Source organism: [Actinomadura] parvosata subsp. kistnae, from assembly GCF_900323885.1.
GTDB classification, from domain to species: Bacteria; Actinomycetota; Actinomycetes; order Streptosporangiales; family Streptosporangiaceae; genus Nonomuraea; species Nonomuraea composti.
Window position 1 is genome coordinate 2115887 of the sequence record NZ_OOHJ01000018.1, and the last position, 15754, is coordinate 2131640.

The window sequence follows — 15754 nt, forward strand, 5'->3', positions numbered from 1 at the left end:
CGGGCGCGCCCGCCCCCGGCGCTGTCGTTCCCACCCGGATAGGTCGGCTCCGGGCCGGGAATCCGGAAGAACGGGATGAACCCCAGATATCGCTGGATCGCGGCCATGATTTCCCCCTTGCGGAACGCGGGTCGCGCGCCGGACGGGCTGCGCGCCCGGCGCTGCCGGACTGACCCGCAACCCTACCCGCGAATGGCCGCCGAAACCCTTCTGACCTGGGATTTCGTTCTACTTGTTGGACAGCTTGCGGCGCTTGAACATCGGGTGCTTGGTCTCCCAGTAGCGCCAGCCCTCCACGCGCGAGGGCACGTTGGCGATGCCCGCCGAGATCTTGACATGCGCGCACGTGCCGAGGACGTTCCAGGCCGACCAGCCCACGCGGTAACCGAAGACCCGGTACCACATGTTGCCGTACATGCCGTCGCTGATCTCCTGCGTGTACTCGTGCCCGCTGTAGACCATGTGCCGCTCTTCGAGGTGCGGCAGGCCCAGCCGGCGCAGGTTGAAGATGACGTCGTCCTTGTCGATGACCTTCTGGGCCTCGTTCTCCGTCTCCAGGAAGGCGGTGACCTCGTGCTCGCGGGTGACGGACACCGTCATCGAGCCGCCGGGGCCGTCGATGTAGCGGGTGCGGGGCACGAAGAAGTTCCGCGGCGACATCTGGTGGATCCGGAAGAACGTCCGCGGCCGGCAGTTGCGGCCGTCGTCGCCGTCATCGTGATGGTCGACGAAGCCGTGGTCGAACTTGTGGTGGTCAGGACCGTCGTCCTTGTCGCCCGCGCTGGCCGCCGGCGCCATGGTGACGGCCAGTACGGCCGCGAGAATGCCGCGCGCGACGGGCTTCGCCATTGTTCTCATTGGGGTGAGCATTTACCGTTCCTTTCGGAATGCGACCCATAGTCGCCAGACCGGTACGATGCTTACAGTTGGCACGAGCGAGATGACAACGCCACGCCGAATCCGAATTTCCCGTACTGGGAAAGAGCCGGTGAAAGAGCGCCAATATCGGACGGCCATTGGGCAAAGCAATCCCCTTTCTCCGATATGTGACGGTCCGCGATATGGCGACTTCGCAGCGTGATGGCGATATATCCGTTTCGTAGGCGTTGAGGAAGATGGCGCCTTCCGTACGTACCTCCCTACGGCAGATTCCGGGTTACGGGAGGTACTTCATGCACCGCAGAGTCAGCCTGCTCTCCGCCATCGCGTTCGCCCTGGCCGGCACCCTCGTACCGGCGGGCGCCGCGCAGGCGGGCGCCGCGGCGGCCGACGCCACGAACGGGCTCGGCCCCAGGCCCGTGAGCTGGGCCGCCGCGGACTCACAGGCGGAGCGCAGGACGGTCGCGCAGTACTGGACCGCGCAGCGCATGCTCGCCGCGCAGCCCCTCGACGCGCCCGCACCCCGGCGCACCCAGTCGCGCGGCCCGTCCGAGGGCGACCCGTGGGCCACCCGGGGCGGCTCGTCCGCCACCACCCGCCGCAGCCCGTGGACCACCCGCGGGGCCTCGTGGTCGGTCGGCGGCACCGCCCCGGTCACCACCGCGCGGCAGTCCCTCATCCCCAACAGCCCAGGGCTGCGGTGGACGGACGGCGGCGCGGTCGTGCGCACCACCGGCCGGGTCTTCTTCACCACCGCCGAGGGCGGCAACGCCTCCTGCTCCGGCTCGGCCGTGACCAGCGCGAACGAGAGCGTCGTGATCACGGCGGGGCACTGCGTGAAGCTCAACGGGGCCGCGCACAGGAACTGGGTGTTCGTGCCGGCCTTCGACAACGGGCGGCGTCCGTTCGGCACGTGGGTGGCCAGCACGATGCTCACCACCCAGCAGTGGAACGCCCGCGAGGACATCAACTTCGACATGGCCGCCGTCGTCGTGGCGCCGCTCGACGGGCGCACGCTGACGGACGTCGTCGGCGGGCAGGGCATCGCCTTCAACCAGGCCAGGCAGCGGCAGATGTTCGCCTTCGGCTATCCGGCGGCCGAGCCGTTCGACGGGTCGAGGCTGATCTACTGCAGCGGGCGCGCGTTCAACGACACGGTGATGACCCGCGACCAGGGGCTGCGCTGCAACATGACGGGCGGGTCGAGCGGCGGGCCGTGGTTCCAGAACTTCGACGAGTCGACCGGCCTCGGCTGGCTGAACTCGGTCAACAGCTTCACCTACAACTTCGCCCCGAACTTCATGTTCGGCCCGTTCTTCGGCGACGAGGCCATGGCCGTCTACCGGGCGGCGCAGAACACCGACGCCCTCTGACCGGTCAGTCGCGCTTGGCCGCCGCGTGGTTGCTGGCGATCAGCTCGTGGTGCCGGACGACCTCGGCGATGATGAAGTTCAGGAACCGCTCGGCGAAGACCGGGTCGAGCTTGGATTCCTCGGCGAGCGCGCGCAGGCGGCGGATCTGGGCCGCCTCGCGCGCCGGATCGGCCGGCGGAAGCTGGTATTCGGCCTTGAGCCGGCCGACTTCCTGGGTGCACTTGAAACGCTCGGCGAGCAGGTGGACAAGGGCGGCGTCGAGGTTGTCGATGCTGTCGCGGAGCCGCTGCAGCTCCTTACGGACGAACATTTCCTCATCAGGCTGATTTTCATTGGTCTTTTCCACGAAAATACGCCCCCTTGACTCAGCCAAGCTCCAAGAGGCGAAATATTAGCAGAAAAGGGACATTCGACGCCTACTCCGTTTCACGCCATGAGATCGGCGAACGCCCGGGCCGCGGCGTCGGAGGCGAACAGCCGCTCCAGCCGCGCCCGCGCGAGCTGCCGCCGGAACGGCCCGGCCAGCGTCACGTTCCCGGCCTCGTGCATCATCTCGTGCATCCACCGGGAGAACTCCTGGTGGTCCCACACCCGCTTCAGGCACGTCTCCGAGTACGCCGCCAGCGGCCCCTCGTCGCCCTCGCGCAGCGCCGCACGCAGGCTTCCGGCCAGCACGTTCGCGTCGGCGATGGCCAGGTTCATGCCCTTGCCGCCCATGGGGGTGATGATGTGCGCGGCGTCACCGACGAGGAAGAGCCGGCCGTAGCTCATGGGGTCGGCGACGAAGCAGCGCATCTCCACGAACAGCTTCTCCGTGATGGGCCCCGTCGGCAGGTCGGGGTCGCCGAGCCGCAGCCGTAACTGCTCCCAGATCCGCTCGTCGCCCCACTCGTCGAGGCTGTCGGCCGTCCCGCACTCCAGGTAGAAGCGGCTGGCCCTGGGGCCCCTGGCGAACTGGGCGGCGAAGCCGGCCGGGTGGATGCCGAAGAGCGCGTGGCGCGGCGGCAGCGCGTCGGCCAGCACGGTCAGCCAGGCGACGCCGTGGTCATAGGTGTAGGTGGTCAGCGCGCCCTCGGGGATGCTGGCGCGGCTGACGCCGTGGAAGCCGTCGCAGCCGGCGACGTACGCGCACGCGATCTCGTGCCGGCCGCCGTCCGCGTCCGTGTAGGTGACGGCCGGCGTGGGGCCGTCGAGGCCGTGCGGGGTCACCTCGGCGGCGTCGAAGCGCAGGTCGCCCCGCCCTCCAGGAACGTCGCGATGAGGCGCTGGACCAGGACCTGCTGCGGCACGACCCGGCCCGCCCGGCCGTCGGTGAGCGCGGCCACGTCGAAGAGGCGCGGCCGGCCGTCGAGGCGGATCTCCAGCCTGCCGTCGCTGGACGTGCCGGACAGCACGCTCTCGCCCAGCCCCCACTCCTCGAAGACGCGGGCGCCGTCGTGCTCCAGCACGCCCGCGCGCTGCCGCTGCTCCACGTACGACCGGCTCTGCCGCTCCAGCACGACGCAGCCGATGCCGGCGCGCTGGAGCAGGTTGGCCAGGGTGAGGCCGGCCGGCCCCGCTCCGATGATGACGACCTCGACGTTCTCCCGCATGCTGCGCATCCGACATCAAGATCGACAAATGCGCAAGCCCCGTTCTCAGGGCGGCCGGGAGCCGCCCGGTCACCTGCGCGGAGCCCCGCGGTCAGGCGCCCAGGTCGCGGACGATGTTGTCCAGCCGGACGGCCAGGTCGTCGAGCATCCCGTCGGTCGGGGCGCCCTCGGGGAGCTGGGCCACCACCTCGTCGCGCCGGGCGATGACCAGGCCCTTGTGGGCGTCGTCGACGTCGGCGGCGGGCAGGACCACGCAGTCTCCCCGTACGAAGACCAGCGTGGCGTCCGGGTGCTCGGAGTCCAGCAACCGGCGGACACATTCCCGGTCGACCAGCATCATGGCGGACATGGCAGCTCCTCGCGTTCGTGCTTGCCCCCGCAGGCCGTTTACCCACGTGGGAGGGGTGAAACCTCAGCCGAAGACCGGCGGGCCACCGTTCGAGCGGGCCCGGCGGACGCCGGTCACGACCAGGTAGACGGCGGCGGCCAGCGCCACCAGCGCGGGCGGGATCGCCAGCGGCGGCCGGCCGGCGAGCAGCGCCAGCACGGTCAGCACCACCCCGGCGAGCAGCGCCAGCCCGGCGGCGAGCAGGCGCAGGCCGAGCCGGTTGGAGGGCGGCGGCTGCTCCGCCCACTGCCCGCGGCCCGCGCCGGGCACCCCCGGCACGCCGGTGTCGCTCACGTCCTCCTGCCGGGGAGGCGGCGGCTCCCGCAGCACGGGGGCGAAGAACTCGTCGTCGTCGCGGTCTCTCATCGGCTCGCCTCCAGAAGTGCCCGGTCCGGAAGGGCCCGTTCGGAAAGGCCCGTCCGGAAGGGCTCGTCGCCTCGCTCGGAAGTCGTCGTCCGTGCCCTCTGCCCCGTGCTCGCGGGCTGTCACGTCATCGCCGTTGACCTGCGGAAATACCACTACGTTTCGTTCCCGGGCAATCACGGAGAGTGACCGTATGGTGTGCTCAGTGGCCCCAGCGGCCCCTCAGCAAAGCGAGAGGATCGAGCATGGCGCAGGAACCGAGAATCGACGTCGAGACCAGAGCCTCCGGCATCGAGAGCAGCCTGACGGCCGAGCAGGTCGAGCGGATCGCCGACGCGCTCGGGCAGCAAGGGGTCTGGTTCGCCACCCCGCCGCAGCGGCAGGGCGACGCCCGCCCCGCCGACCAGGTCTGGGACCTGGTCGGCGACCGGCCGCACCAGGGCCAGACGGCCACCGGCCGCGCGGCCGTGCACCTCGCGGAGGGGCACGACGCCCTGACCAGGCCGCTGATCCTGGCCGACGGCTTCAACTACGGGCCGAGCGACCTGGACGCGCTGTGGCGGCACTTCAACCAGCCCTACCAGCAGGGCGTGCCCGGCTTCCTCGACCAGCTCAGGTCGATGGGCATCGACGTCGTCCTGCTGGGCTTCGACCAGCGGCACATCGCGATCCAGGCCAACGCCGCCGTGGCGGTCACCGCCGTGCTGCGCGCCATCGAGGAGCGGCGGGGCGACACCCCGCTGGTCGTCGGCGGCGCCAGCATGGGCGGCATCGTCACCCGCTACGCGCTGGCCCGCATGGAGAACGAGCGCGTCGACCACCAGACCGACAAGTACTTCTCCTACGACGCGCCGCACCTCGGCGCGTGGATCCCGCTGGTGCTCCAGCAGCTCGCCTACCTGCACGAGGCGCTGGCCCCGCGCTCCGGCGGGCCGGGGCAGGCCGAGCTGATCCGCAGCCCGGCCGCGCAGCAGCTCCTGTGGGGCTGGGTCGACAGCGCCGACTACTCCGGCCCGGTCACCACCTCCAGCCCGCTGCGCCGGGAGTTCCTGGACGACCTGCGCCGGGTGGGCTGGTTCCCGATGCGCCCGTACAAGCTGGGCCTGGCCAACGGCACCGGCAACGGCGCCGGCCCCGACCTGCCGCCCGGCACGCCGGTCTTCGACCTGCAGCACGAGGCGCTGCAGCTCACCGCCCGCATCCAGCCGGACGGCGGCGAGCTGCAGAACATCGGCACCGTCCGCTTCGGCGCGCCGGTGTGGACCAGCGCCACCTCGCACGTACGCGCGTTCGACGGGGCGCCGGGCGGCACGCTCGACTCGTGGGGCCGGCTCGCCGACGCGGTCGGGCTGCCGATCCAGGACCGGTTCAGGTCGAGCGCGTTCGTGCCCGCCGTCAGCGCGGTCGCGCTGGCCAGGGACCCGTTCCAGTGGCAGGAGGACCTGTACCTGGACCTCAGCGACCTGCCGAAGGACGAGACGTTCCTCGACCGGTTCTGCTGCGACGCGACCAACACCGAGCACACCTCGGTCTCCCGGCCGCTGATCGAGTGGTTCCTGGAGCAGCTCGCCGGCTGGTGATCCGAGGGTAGGAAATGCCGGCATGAGAACGCCGGCTCGCGGATCTCGCGAGCCGGCGTTCGCCGTGTCTAGCGGATTCCCCGGTGCACGCACAGGAGCTGGTCGTGGGTGGCGTTCTTGTCGCGGTAGGCGATGATGGCCGGGCCCTCGGCGCTGAAGTGGTGCGGCAGCCGCTCGTCGGCGGTCCAGCCGGAGCCGTTGAAGCTGCTCCACCACAGGCTCTGGTCGGCGGCGCCGCGGTGCACGCAGTAGAGCCGGTCCTTGTAGACGGTCAGGGCCGGGCCCTCGGTGGCGTGGTGGCCGGGCAGCTTCTGGTCGGGGCTCCAGCGGGAGCCGTCCCAGCGCGTCCACCACAGCGCCGTGTCGTTGCCGGCGCCGCGGTGCACGCAGTAGAGGTGGCCGCGGTAGACGGCCAGCGCCGGGTTCGAGGCGCTGAAGTGCTGCGGCAGCCGCTCGTCGGGGCTCCAGGTGGAGCCGTCCCAGCGGGTCCACCACAGCGCCTGGTCGCCGCCGGCGCCGCGGTGCACGCAGTAGAGCTGCCCGTCGTAGGCCGCCAGCGACGGCGCGCTCTCGCTGAAGTGCTGCGGCAGCCGCTGGTCGGAGCTCCAGTACGAGCCGTCCCAGCGCGCCCACCACAGCGCCGTGTCGCCGCCGCTGCCCCGGTGCACGCAGTAGAGCCGCCCGTCGTAGGCGGCCAGCGCCGGAGCCGCGGCGCTGAAGTGGCGGGGGAACAGGGCGTCGTCGTTCCAGCCCTGCTCGGCGTCGTAGAACGTCCACCACAGGCTGGAGTCGCCGTCGGTGCCCCGGTGCGCGAGGAACAGCCGGTCCTGGAACTCGGCCAGGGCCGGGCCCGACACGCTGAAGTGGTCGACGAACCGCTGGTCGGGGCTCCAGCCGTCGCCCGGCTCGTGGACCGTCCAGTACAGGCTGGTGTCGCCGCCGCTCTGGCGGGCCGGGATCAGCGTGCCGGGCGCCGTCCACGGCGAGGCCAGCTTGACCCCGTACGGGCGGGCGATCGAGGCGATCCACTCGGCCTTGGCGCGCACGCCGCGCTCGATGAGCGGAGCCAGCCAGGAGCCCAGCACCGCGCTCGACACCTGCCCGATGAGCTGCGGGATCTCGGCGGCCAGGAGCGCGGCCGACTCGTTGAGGTGGATCTCGTAGCCCCACCACCTGGACACCGGCCACACCTCGGCGCCCATGGTGCGCAGCTCGCGCTGGATGCCGCGCACGCGCTCCTGCTCCTTGGAGCTGAGCTCGGCGATCTGCCGCTCGCTCTCCCTGCGGGCGTCGACCGCCCCGGTCTCCTCGAGCAGCTCGGTCTCGACGGCCTCGTCCACGGCGGCCGAGGCCACCGGGTCGTCCTGCGCGTGCAGCAGCGCGGCCTCGGTACCGAGCACGCTCTCTTCCGCCCCGTTGACCCTTGTCTTCTGGGCCTGCGTCTCATCGGTCATTTTCCGCCCCCTGGAGTGATGGATGCACGAACTTCGCCATCGTAACCAGGAGTGCTGATACGGTTACTCTAAGGCTGGATTGCTCCGAGTAAAGCCCCGCCTTCCTTTACGCGCCACCCGCTCAGGTGTCTCTCCACGGTGTGCTCGCACGCCTGCGCGTCGGCGGCTCCGCCTTCACGCGCGCGCACGCGGGGCGGCAGGCGAACATCGGGGTCTAGGGGCTCACGTAGTGGTGCAGCAGGGCCGGCTCGCCTGCCGCGTTCAGCCAGGTCGCGCGGCTGCTGCCGACCCTGCGCCAGCCCAGGCGCTCGTAGAACCTGATGGCGGCGTGCCCCTCGGAGGAGACCTCCAGCTTCAGCGGCAGCGGGGTCGAGGCGCGGGCCGCGTCGAGGAGGCGGGCGGCCACGCCGCGGCCCCGCGCGGCGGGGGTGACGAACAGGCGGGTGAGCTCCAGGTCCCGGGTGATCGCCACGTGGCCGAGCACCGCGTCCGCCTCGATCGCCAGCCAGGCGGTGGTCATGCCGTCCGGGGTCAGCCAGGCGCCCGGGTCGTCCGGCCAGTTCACGGGGTAGCGGTCGGCGGTCTGGACGGCGGCGAGCGCTTCGACGCAGGCGGGCAGGTCTGCGGGGGTTCTGGGGCGAATGTCCACGAGAGGCAAGCGTAGGAGGTGGGGCGGGGGGCCACGCCGGGCGAGGCCACCAGGCGGCGCCGCCGCGGCGATCACGCCCGGCCCGCCAGGGGCGCCGCCGCGGCGATTGCGCCCGGCCCAGCAGGAAGCGTCGCCGCGGCGATCGCGCCCCGCCCACCTCCTACCGGCTACTTGCGGCCGTCGTGGCGGCGGTCGTCGCGGTCCTGCCTCTGGGGCTCCTTGGGGGCGACGACGGTGAAGTCGGCCGTGGCGGTCTTGTTGCCGACCTTGACGGTGACGGTCTTGCTGCCCGCCCGCGTCCTCGACGGGACGGTGAGCTTCTTGGTGGCGCGGCCGTCCGAGAGGGAGACCCGGTAGCTCTTGCCCTCGGGGCTGGTGACGACGGCGGTGCCGGAGGACAGGCCCCGGACGAGGATCGTCACGCCATAGGAGGAGCCGGCGCGCACGCGGCTCGGGTTGACGGCCACCTTGAGGGAGATCGCCTGGCGCCTTGCGTCCTTGTGCTTGTCGTCCTTGCGCACCTGCTGGGCCGGCTCCGCGTGCGGGGCCTTGGCGGTGGGGGCGGGCTGCGGCCGGGCGCCGTCCGCGAGGGCGGAGCCGGCGAAGGGCAGGGCGATGAGGGCCGCGCTGGCGAGGGTCACGGTGAAGGGCTTGGCGAAGCGCACTGGTAATGATTCCAATCCTGGACGGACCTGGCCGAACCTCTGAATTCAGCCCCGAAGGTCATCCACGCCCAGCACTCTGCCGACCGAACCTGAGAAAGCCCTGTCACGAGCTTATGAATCAGGTAAGCGCAGCTCAGAGACCTAGTGATCTGCAACACATAGGTTCTCACACGCTTTTCTCAGGCTTTTATCGGATTTTTCATCAGGTTCCGCGCCCGCCTTGCGAAACGCGTCCCTAAAGACGATCTTCTCGATGATCACGGGAAGATCACGGGAGTCTGTGCGCCAGCTAAATCCGGACAAAGGGGACATAAAGGCGCAGTCAAGAGGGATACGTTCCTGCCCCATAGACGCACCGAACGCTCAGCGCGTTCCCGCGACGAACAAGGAGAAATCCCTTGAAGATCAAGCACACCCTCGCCCCCATCGGCGGCGGGCTCGCCGCGGCGGCCCTGCTCGGCGCCTCGCTGGCCGGCTCCGCGCAGGCGACGGCCAACCCGCACTGGAAGTCGTCCGAGAGCGTCAGCGCCGCCAACGCCAAGGCGATCGCCCAGTTCTGGTTCGAGAACAACGGGGCCGCGCTCGAAGCCGCCACCTACGTCGAGGAGGACACGACCAAGGTCGACAAGCTGAAGTCCACCGGCACCGCCACCGCCGACACCAAGGCGGGCTCGGTCGCGCCGACCGGCACCACCACCTCCACCTCCAAGTCGAAGAACGTCAACCTGCCGAAGACCATCGGCAAGGTCTTCTTCGTCGACCAGGACGGCGAGAAGCACTGGTGCTCGGCCTCGTCGATCCAGGGCAAGTACGCCAACCTCGTGGCCACCGCCGGCCACTGCGTGTACGACACCGCCAACGACGAGCAGCTCATGGACAACTGGGTCTTCGTGCCCGGCTACTACCAGGGCAAGGCCCCGTGGGGCATCTACGTCGGCAAGCAGGCGTTCGTCCACTACGACTACAGCGTCTACGAGGACTACGACCGTGACTACGCGTTCGTCTCCGTCTACAACGGCGTGACGATCTCGAAGGACACCGACTCCAAGCGGCACCGCGGCTCGATCGAGGTCGAGGACGCCGGCCGCCTGGGCGACAACGTCGGCGGCCAGGGCATCGCCTGGAACCAGCCGCTGAAGAAGGCGCACTACGTCTTCGGCTATCCGCAGGCCGCGCACCCCGATGGCAACAAGCCGTTCACGGGTGTGACGCCGAAGTGGTGCTACGGCACGACCACGGCCAAGACCGTGGGCTCGGCCGCCAAGAAGATCGAGGAGCACGTCGGCCTGAAGTGCTCCATGACCGCCGGCGCGGACGGCGGCCCGTGGCTGCTCAAGTACAACAGCTCCAAGCGGGTCGGCTACCTCAACGGCGTCACGAGCAGCTTCTACGACCAGGACGAGAACGACCGCGTGGACTACATCAGCTCGCCGTACTTCGACGGCGAGACCTACAGCGTCTACACGGCCGCCGCCGCGGTCTGGTCCGGGAAGCTGGTGTAACGAACAAGGGAAGGGGGATGGGCTCTGGGTAGCTCCGACTGCGTCTTAAAGGGATAGGAAGGGCCCGGCCGCCGTGCCGGGCCCTTCCGCGCAGCTCACAGAGTATTCACAGGCAGTCCTTCATCAAACACTCATCCAGGGACGCCATCGTCACGACTATGCACACGACCAGCGCGAACCACCGGTCCGAGCCCGTGCGCCGGCCCGACGGCAGCTCGATCAACATCCTCGTCGTGGACGACGAGCCGTCCCTGACGGAGCTCCTGTCGATGGTCATGCGCCAGGAGTCCTGGGACGTCCGCTGCGCGTACAACGGCAGCGAGGCCATCAGGGCCGCCCGCGGGTTCCGTCCCGACGCGATCGTCCTCGACATCATGCTTCCCGACATGGACGGCATCGAGCTCCTGCCCCGGCTGCGTGCGGTGCTGCCGGGCGTGCCGATCCTGTTCCTGACCGCGCGGGACTCGGTGCAGGACCGGCTGATCGGCCTGCGCGCGGGCGCCGACGACTACGTCACCAAGCCGTTCAGCCTGGAGGAGGTCGTCATCAGGCTGCGCGGCCTGCTGCGCCGCTCCGGCGCCGCGCACACCAGGCCCGACGCCGCCCTCGTCGTCGGCGACCTCACCCTCGACCAGGAGACCCACGAGGTGCGGCGGGCCGGCAAGGAGATCCGGCTCACGCCGACCGAGTTCGAGCTGCTGCGCTTCCTCATGCACAACCCGGGACGGGTGCTCAGCAAGGCGCAGATCCTCGACCGGGTGTGGGCCTACGACTTCGGCGGCCAGAGCAACGTGGTCGAGCTGTACATCTCCTACCTGCGCCGCAAGATCGACGCCCAGCGCAAGCCCATGATCCACACGGTGCGCGGAGTGGGGTACACGCTGCGGCCGGCCGGATGACCATGTCCCTGGAGACCAAGCTCGTGGTCTCGTCGATCGCGCTGCTGGCCGTCGTCTCGGCCGTCATCGCCACCGCGACGACCCTGTTCCTCCAGGACTTCCTCACCGACCGGCTCGACGTCCAGGTGTACTCCGCCGCCCACCGCTCCACCCGTACGGCCGGGCCGAGCAATCAGCCCCCGTCGGCCGGGGAGGTGTCGTTCCTGCTCACCCCCGGGCAGGCGATGGAGACGTTCGGCGCGCGGGTGCGGCAGGGCGTGATCCGGCGAGCCGCCGTGCTCACCGACCCCGGGTCCGTCCAGGACGTGCCCGCGCCGCCCGCCGTCGCCGCCGTCACCGGCGAGCCCATGACCGTCAACCTGGGGCCGCTCGGCGACTACCGGATGGTCGGCGCGCCCACCAGGGACGGCGACACGCTCGTCGTCGGGCTGCCGCTCACCGGCATGCGCACCACGCTGACCAGGCTCATCGTCGTGGAAGCCGCCGTAACCCTCGCCGGGGTCGCGCTGATGGCGATCGCGTGCACGCTGCTCGTCCGCCGGGCCGTCCGCCCCCTCGGCCGGCTCGCCGCCACCGCCGCCCGCGTGTCGGAGCTGCCCCTCGCCACCGGCGACGCCGTTCGGCTGGCCCGGGTGCCCGACGTGGACACCGACCCGCGTACCGAGGTCGGGCAGGTCGGCGGCGCGTTCAACCGGATGCTCGGGCACGTCGAGACGGCCTTCGCCGTCCGGCACGAGAGCGAGACGCGGCTGCGGCAGTTCATCGCCGACGCCAGCCACGAGCTGCGCACCCCGCTCGCCTCGATCGTCGGCTACGCGCAGCTCACCGGCCGCAGCGGCGAGCCGCACGGCCCCCAGACGGCGCACGCGCTCGGCCGCATCCGCTCCGAGGCCGGCCGCATGACCACGCTCGTCGAAGACCTGCTGCTGCTCGCCCGGCTGGACGCCGGCCGCCCCCTGGACCGGCTCGAACTGGACCTCTCGCCGCTCGTGGTCAACGCCATCAGCGACGCGTACGCCGCCGCGCCCGGCCACCGCTGGCTCGTCAGCCTGCCCGACCAGCCCGCCCTCGTCGTCGGCGACGCCGACCGCCTGCACCAGGTCGTCACCAACCTGCTCGCCAACGCCCGCACCCACACCCCGCCCGGCACCACCGTCACCACCACCGTGCTGCTGGCCCCCGGTCAGGTGAGCGTGCGGGTGGCCGACAACGGGCCCGGCATCCCGCCCGACGTGCTGCCGCACGTGTTCGGCCGGTTCGCGCGGGGCGACGGCTCGCGCTCGCGGCTGGCCGGGGGCAGCGGGCTCGGCCTGGCCATCGTCTCGGCGGTCGCGGCGGCGCACGACGGGCGGGTGGAGGTGACCAGCGAGCCGGGCAACACCGTCTTCACCCTGCACCTGCCTGCCCTGCCTGCCCTGTAGCTGCCTGCCCTGTAGCTGCCTGCCCTGTAGCTGCCCGCCCTGCACCTGCCCGCCCCGCTAGATCCGATCTAGCGGGCGATCTAGCGCCTCCTTCTGTGAAGGGGGTGACACCATGACGACCACGGAACCGTTGCACGTCGCGGTGATCATCGGCAGCACCCGCGCGGGCCGCGTCTGCGACACGGTCGGCACCTGGTTCACCGGCCACGCCCGCCGCCGCGACGACCTCGCCGTCGAGGTGGTGGACCTGGCCGCCTACGCCTTCCCCGCCTGCTACCCGCAGCACAGCACGCCGTCCATGCGCCAGTGGGCCGATGCCGTCTCCGGCGCGGACGCCTTCGTCGTCGTCACCCCCGAATACCACCGCAGCTTCCCCGCCTCGCTCAAGCAGGCGATCGACTTCGCCTATGACGAGTGGCAGGCCAAGCCCGTCGGCATCGTCGCCTACGGCTCCGGCTCCTGCGGCCACTACGCCGTCGAGCAGCTCCGCACCGTCTTCACCGCCCTGCACGCCGTCACCATGCGCGACTGGGTCGGCCTCGACCTGCTCGACGCCGCCGGCCTCGACCCGCTCGGTACGGGCACCGACCCGCTCGGTACGGGCACCGACCCGCTCGGCCCGGGCATCGACCCGCTCGGCCCGGGCACCGACGGCGCGAGCCGCCGCCCCCTCGACACCGACGACCGCCTGCGCGCCGTCGCCGCCCTGCTCGACCAGCTCACCTGGTGGGGCCGCACGCTGCGCGCGGGACGCCGCACCCAGCCCTACGTCTGATGAAGGGACCATCCATGTCAGAACCGGCCATCCACACCTCCGGCCTGGTCAAGGTCTTCGGCGACACGCGCGCCGTGGACGGCCTCGACCTGTCCGTGCCGGCCGGCGCCGTGTACGGGGTGCTCGGGCCCAACGGCGCGGGCAAGACGACCGCCGTACGCATGCTCGCCACTCTGCTGCGCCCCGATGGCGGCGAGGCGACCGTGTTCGGGCACGACGTGGTGCGCGAGGCCGACGCCGTACGCTCCCGCGTCAGCCTGACCGGCCAGTACGCCTCCGTGGACGAGGAGATGACCGGCTCCGAGAACCTCGTCCTGCTCGCCCGCCTCCTCGGCCACCGCAAACCGGCGGCCCGCGAACGGGCGGCCGAACTGCTGGAGGCGTTCGGGCTGACGGAGGCGGCGGGGCGGCAGGTCAAGACGTACTCGGGGGGCATGCGGCGGCGCATCGACATCGCGGCCAGCATCCTCAACACCCCCGACCTGCTCTTCCTCGACGAGCCCACCACCGGCCTCGACCCGCGCAGCCGCAACCAGGTCTGGGACATCGTCCGCGTCGTCGTCGCCCACGGCACCACCGTCCTGCTCACCACCCAGTACCTGGAGGAGGCCGACCGGCTCGCGCAGCGCATCGCCGTCATCGACCACGGCAGGGTCATCGCCGAGGGCACGCCCGGCGAGCTGAAGTCGTCCGTCGGCTCCGGCTCCGTCCACGTCCGCCTCCGCGACGCCTCCGCCCGCCCGGAGGCCGCGCGCCTGCTCGCCGAAACCCTGGACACGCCCGTCCACCTGGAGGCGGACCCGGTGGCGCTGACCGCCCGCGTCACCGGCGCCGGCGACGAGTCCGCCCAGGCCGCCCGCGCGCTCGGCCGCCTGGCCGAGGCCGGCATCGTCGTCGACGACTTCTCCCTCGGCCAGCCCAGCCTGGACGAGGTCTTCCTCGCCCTCACCGACCACCCCGCCACCCCTGAGGAGGCCGCGGCATGACCACCATTGCCTCCACCGCCTCCACCACCGTAACCACCGTCACCCAGGAGACCGCGGCATGAGCACCACCACCGCTGAGACCACCTACTCCCCCGCCGCCGAAACCCTCGCCTCGGTCCTCGCCCCGGCCGCCAGACCCCCGCGCCCCAGCGCCTGGTCGGCCTCGATGACGTTCGGCTGGCGCGCCATGCTGAAGATCAAGCACGTCCCCGAGCAGCTCTTCGACGTGACGGCGTTCCCGATCATGATGACGCTGATGTTCACGTACCTCTTCGGCGGCGCCCTGGCCGGCTCCCCCACCGAATACCTGCAGTTCCTGCTGCCCGGCATCATGGTGACGAGCGTCGTGATGATCACCATGTACACGGGCGTGGAGGTCAACAAGGACATCGAAAAGGGCGTCTTCGACCGCTTCCGCACCCTGCCCATCTGGCGCCCGTCCACGATGGTCGGCTACCTGCTCGGCGACGTCCTGCGCTACTTCATGGCCTCCACCGTCATCCTCCTGATCGGCCTCCTCCTCGGCTTCCGCCCCCAGGGCGGCCTTACCGGCGTCGCCCTCGGCATCGCCCTGCTGCTGGTGTTCTCCTTCGCGTTCTCGTGGGTGTGGACGATGTTCGGCCTGCTCATGCGCAACGAGAAGTCGGTGATGGGCGTCAGCATGCTCGTCATGATGCCCCTCACCTTCCTCAGCAACGTCTACGTCGACCCCTCCACCATGCCCGGCTGGCTCCAGGTCTTCGTCAACGCCAGCCCCATCTCCCACCTGGTCACCTCGGTCCGCTCGTTGATGGGCGGCACCCCGGACGTGGGCGAGATCACCTGGGTCCTGGTGTCGTCAGCAGTCCTGGTGGCCGTCTTCGGCACCCTGACGATGCGCCTCTACAACCGCAAATAATGGCCCCTTACACCCGACTTCCGATCGAATGCGCACGATCACCGCGTTCGTCGACATCGAGGCCGGTTCCTCGATCACGGCGCGATCCGCAGCGAGGACCGCTCCGCCGACACCTGGCAGAACGTCCTGTACGTAGAGCCGTTCCTCCACGAAGCGCTGGACGCGGGACTGGTGGTCACGGCGGTCTGCAAGTGGTACCACCGCGCGGACTGGCCGCTGGTCCCCGGAGGCGGCCGGCGGGTGGTGCGCGAGTGGGAGGAGGTCTCGCGGCGGGTCGCCGAGGGAAGCCTTGAGGAGGTGCGGCTCGTCCAGGGGGCCTGGCACTGAATG

18 protein-coding genes are annotated in these 15754 nt (G+C 70.8%); 9 read left to right on the forward strand and 9 right to left on the reverse strand.

Translation table 11 applies throughout. From position 1 onward, the window contains the following. Nucleotides 1-228: 228 nt before the first annotated feature. Entirely contained in the window at nucleotides 229-849 is a 621-nt protein-coding gene (locus KIS93_RS29780) for a hypothetical protein (RefSeq protein WP_080044525.1), read from the reverse strand. Between the two features lie 323 nt (nucleotides 850-1172). Here KIS93_RS29780 and KIS93_RS29785 point away from each other — a divergent pair, with 323 nt between their 5' ends. Beyond that, a complete protein-coding gene (locus KIS93_RS29785; RefSeq protein ID WP_080044524.1) occupies nucleotides 1173-2252 on the forward strand; it encodes a trypsin-like serine peptidase in 1080 nt (359 codons plus the stop codon). A 4-nt stretch (nucleotides 2253-2256) separates the two neighbouring features. Here KIS93_RS29785 and KIS93_RS29790 read toward each other — a convergent pair whose 3' ends face one another. From KIS93_RS29790 to KIS93_RS29805, 5 genes are all read right to left on the reverse strand, one after another. Further along, nucleotides 2257-2598: a chorismate mutase gene (locus KIS93_RS29790; RefSeq protein WP_230465738.1), complete on the reverse strand. Its 342-nt coding sequence runs from the start codon at nucleotides 2596-2598 to the stop codon at nucleotides 2257-2259. A gap of 80 nt (nucleotides 2599-2678) precedes the next feature. Next, on the reverse strand, nucleotides 2679-3461 hold the full coding sequence (locus KIS93_RS29795; protein ID WP_222107658.1) for an FAD-dependent monooxygenase: 783 nt from the start codon (nucleotides 3459-3461) through the stop codon (nucleotides 2679-2681). Next, nucleotides 3458-3853 carry an FAD-dependent monooxygenase gene (locus KIS93_RS67660; RefSeq protein WP_222107659.1) on the reverse strand — a complete coding sequence of 132 codons (396 nt, stop codon included), beginning with the start codon at nucleotides 3851-3853 and terminating at the stop codon, nucleotides 3458-3460. Before KIS93_RS67660 ends, KIS93_RS29795 begins: the two co-directional genes overlap by 4 nt. A gap of 82 nt (nucleotides 3854-3935) precedes the next feature. Beyond that, on the reverse strand, nucleotides 3936-4193 hold the full coding sequence (locus tag KIS93_RS29800) for a hypothetical protein (protein WP_230465737.1): 258 nt from the start codon (nucleotides 4191-4193) through the stop codon (nucleotides 3936-3938). 63 nt (nucleotides 4194-4256) lie between these two features. Continuing rightward, nucleotides 4257-4598 (reverse strand): hypothetical protein, encoded by a 342-nt coding sequence (locus KIS93_RS29805; RefSeq protein ID WP_080044521.1) that lies wholly within the window; start codon nucleotides 4596-4598, stop codon nucleotides 4257-4259. Between the two features lie 242 nt (nucleotides 4599-4840). On the opposite strand from KIS93_RS29805, the gene KIS93_RS29810 reads away from it, so the two are divergent. Further along, nucleotides 4841-6175 carry a hypothetical protein gene (locus KIS93_RS29810; protein WP_080044520.1) on the forward strand — a complete coding sequence of 445 codons (1335 nt, stop codon included), beginning with the start codon at nucleotides 4841-4843 and terminating at the stop codon, nucleotides 6173-6175. Nucleotides 6176-6243: 68 nt separating this feature from the next. Here the strand turns inward: KIS93_RS29810 and KIS93_RS29815 are convergent, their stop codons facing one another. The 3 genes from KIS93_RS29815 to KIS93_RS29825 all read right to left on the reverse strand — a co-directional run bounded on the left by KIS93_RS29815 (nucleotide 6244) and on the right by KIS93_RS29825 (nucleotide 8943). Further along, on the reverse strand, nucleotides 6244-7629 hold the full coding sequence (locus KIS93_RS29815; RefSeq protein ID WP_080044519.1) for a PLL family lectin: 1386 nt from the start codon (nucleotides 7627-7629) through the stop codon (nucleotides 6244-6246). A 214-nt stretch (nucleotides 7630-7843) separates the two neighbouring features. Then, nucleotides 7844-8278, reverse strand: coding sequence for a GNAT family N-acetyltransferase (locus KIS93_RS29820; RefSeq protein ID WP_230465736.1), 435 nt, complete (start codon nucleotides 8276-8278; stop codon nucleotides 7844-7846). A gap of 167 nt (nucleotides 8279-8445) precedes the next feature. After that, a complete protein-coding gene (locus KIS93_RS29825; protein ID WP_080044518.1) occupies nucleotides 8446-8943 on the reverse strand; it encodes a hypothetical protein in 498 nt (165 codons plus the stop codon). Between the two features lie 398 nt (nucleotides 8944-9341). Between KIS93_RS29825 and KIS93_RS29830 the strand changes: the two genes are divergently transcribed. The 7 genes from KIS93_RS29830 (at nucleotide 9342) to KIS93_RS29860 (ending at nucleotide 15751) form a co-directional block, all read left to right on the forward strand. Beyond that, nucleotides 9342-10445: a trypsin-like serine peptidase gene (locus tag KIS93_RS29830; protein ID WP_168014901.1), complete on the forward strand. Its 1104-nt coding sequence runs from the start codon at nucleotides 9342-9344 to the stop codon at nucleotides 10443-10445. A 158-nt stretch (nucleotides 10446-10603) separates the two neighbouring features. Beyond that, a complete protein-coding gene (locus KIS93_RS29835; RefSeq protein WP_080044517.1) occupies nucleotides 10604-11344 on the forward strand; it encodes a response regulator transcription factor in 741 nt (246 codons plus the stop codon). Then, nucleotides 11341-12765, forward strand: a complete 1425-nt coding sequence (locus tag KIS93_RS29840) for a sensor histidine kinase (protein WP_080044516.1) — start codon at nucleotides 11341-11343, stop codon at nucleotides 12763-12765. Before KIS93_RS29835 ends, KIS93_RS29840 begins: the two co-directional genes overlap by 4 nt. Nucleotides 12766-12877: 112 nt before the next feature. Further along, a complete protein-coding gene (locus tag KIS93_RS29845) occupies nucleotides 12878-13540 on the forward strand; it encodes an NADPH-dependent FMN reductase (protein ID WP_080044515.1) in 663 nt (220 codons plus the stop codon). Between the two features lie 14 nt (nucleotides 13541-13554). Next, a complete protein-coding gene (locus KIS93_RS29850) occupies nucleotides 13555-14526 on the forward strand; it encodes an ATP-binding cassette domain-containing protein (protein WP_080044514.1) in 972 nt (323 codons plus the stop codon). A gap of 58 nt (nucleotides 14527-14584) precedes the next feature. Beyond that, entirely contained in the window at nucleotides 14585-15424 is an 840-nt protein-coding gene (locus KIS93_RS29855; protein WP_080044513.1) for an ABC transporter permease, read from the forward strand. 171 nt (nucleotides 15425-15595) lie between these two features. Then, the gene (locus KIS93_RS29860) at nucleotides 15596-15751 is read left to right on the forward strand and encodes a hypothetical protein (protein ID WP_155128914.1); all 156 of its coding nucleotides are present in this window, start codon (nucleotides 15596-15598) and stop codon (nucleotides 15749-15751) included. Nucleotides 15752-15754: the final 3 nt, after the last annotated feature.

What these genes read in the sequence shown, in the direction of transcription:
- KIS93_RS29780 (WP_080044525.1), bottom strand. Translation starts at nt 849, where the DNA reads ATGGCGAAGCCCGTCGCGCGCGGCATTCTCGCGGCCGTACTGGCCGTC.
- KIS93_RS29785 (WP_080044524.1), top strand. Translation starts at nt 1,173, where the DNA reads ATGCACCGCAGAGTCAGCCTGCTCTCCGCCATCGCGTTCGCCCTGGCC.
- KIS93_RS67660 (WP_222107659.1), bottom strand. Translation starts at nt 3,853, where the DNA reads ATGCGCAGCATGCGGGAGAACGTCGAGGTCGTCATCATCGGAGCGGGG.
- KIS93_RS29800 (WP_230465737.1), bottom strand. Translation starts at nt 4,193, where the DNA reads ATGTCCGCCATGATGCTGGTCGACCGGGAATGTGTCCGCCGGTTGCTG.
- KIS93_RS29805 (WP_080044521.1), bottom strand. Translation starts at nt 4,598, where the DNA reads ATGAGAGACCGCGACGACGACGAGTTCTTCGCCCCCGTGCTGCGGGAG.
- KIS93_RS29810 (WP_080044520.1), top strand. Translation starts at nt 4,841, where the DNA reads ATGGCGCAGGAACCGAGAATCGACGTCGAGACCAGAGCCTCCGGCATC.
- KIS93_RS29815 (WP_080044519.1), bottom strand. Translation starts at nt 7,629, where the DNA reads ATGACCGATGAGACGCAGGCCCAGAAGACAAGGGTCAACGGGGCGGAA.
- KIS93_RS29835 (WP_080044517.1), top strand. Translation starts at nt 10,604, where the DNA reads ATGCACACGACCAGCGCGAACCACCGGTCCGAGCCCGTGCGCCGGCCC.
- KIS93_RS29840 (WP_080044516.1), top strand. Translation starts at nt 11,341, where the DNA reads ATGACCATGTCCCTGGAGACCAAGCTCGTGGTCTCGTCGATCGCGCTG.
- KIS93_RS29845 (WP_080044515.1), top strand. Translation starts at nt 12,878, where the DNA reads ATGACGACCACGGAACCGTTGCACGTCGCGGTGATCATCGGCAGCACC.
- KIS93_RS29850 (WP_080044514.1), top strand. Translation starts at nt 13,555, where the DNA reads ATGTCAGAACCGGCCATCCACACCTCCGGCCTGGTCAAGGTCTTCGGC.
- KIS93_RS29855 (WP_080044513.1), top strand. Translation starts at nt 14,585, where the DNA reads ATGAGCACCACCACCGCTGAGACCACCTACTCCCCCGCCGCCGAAACC.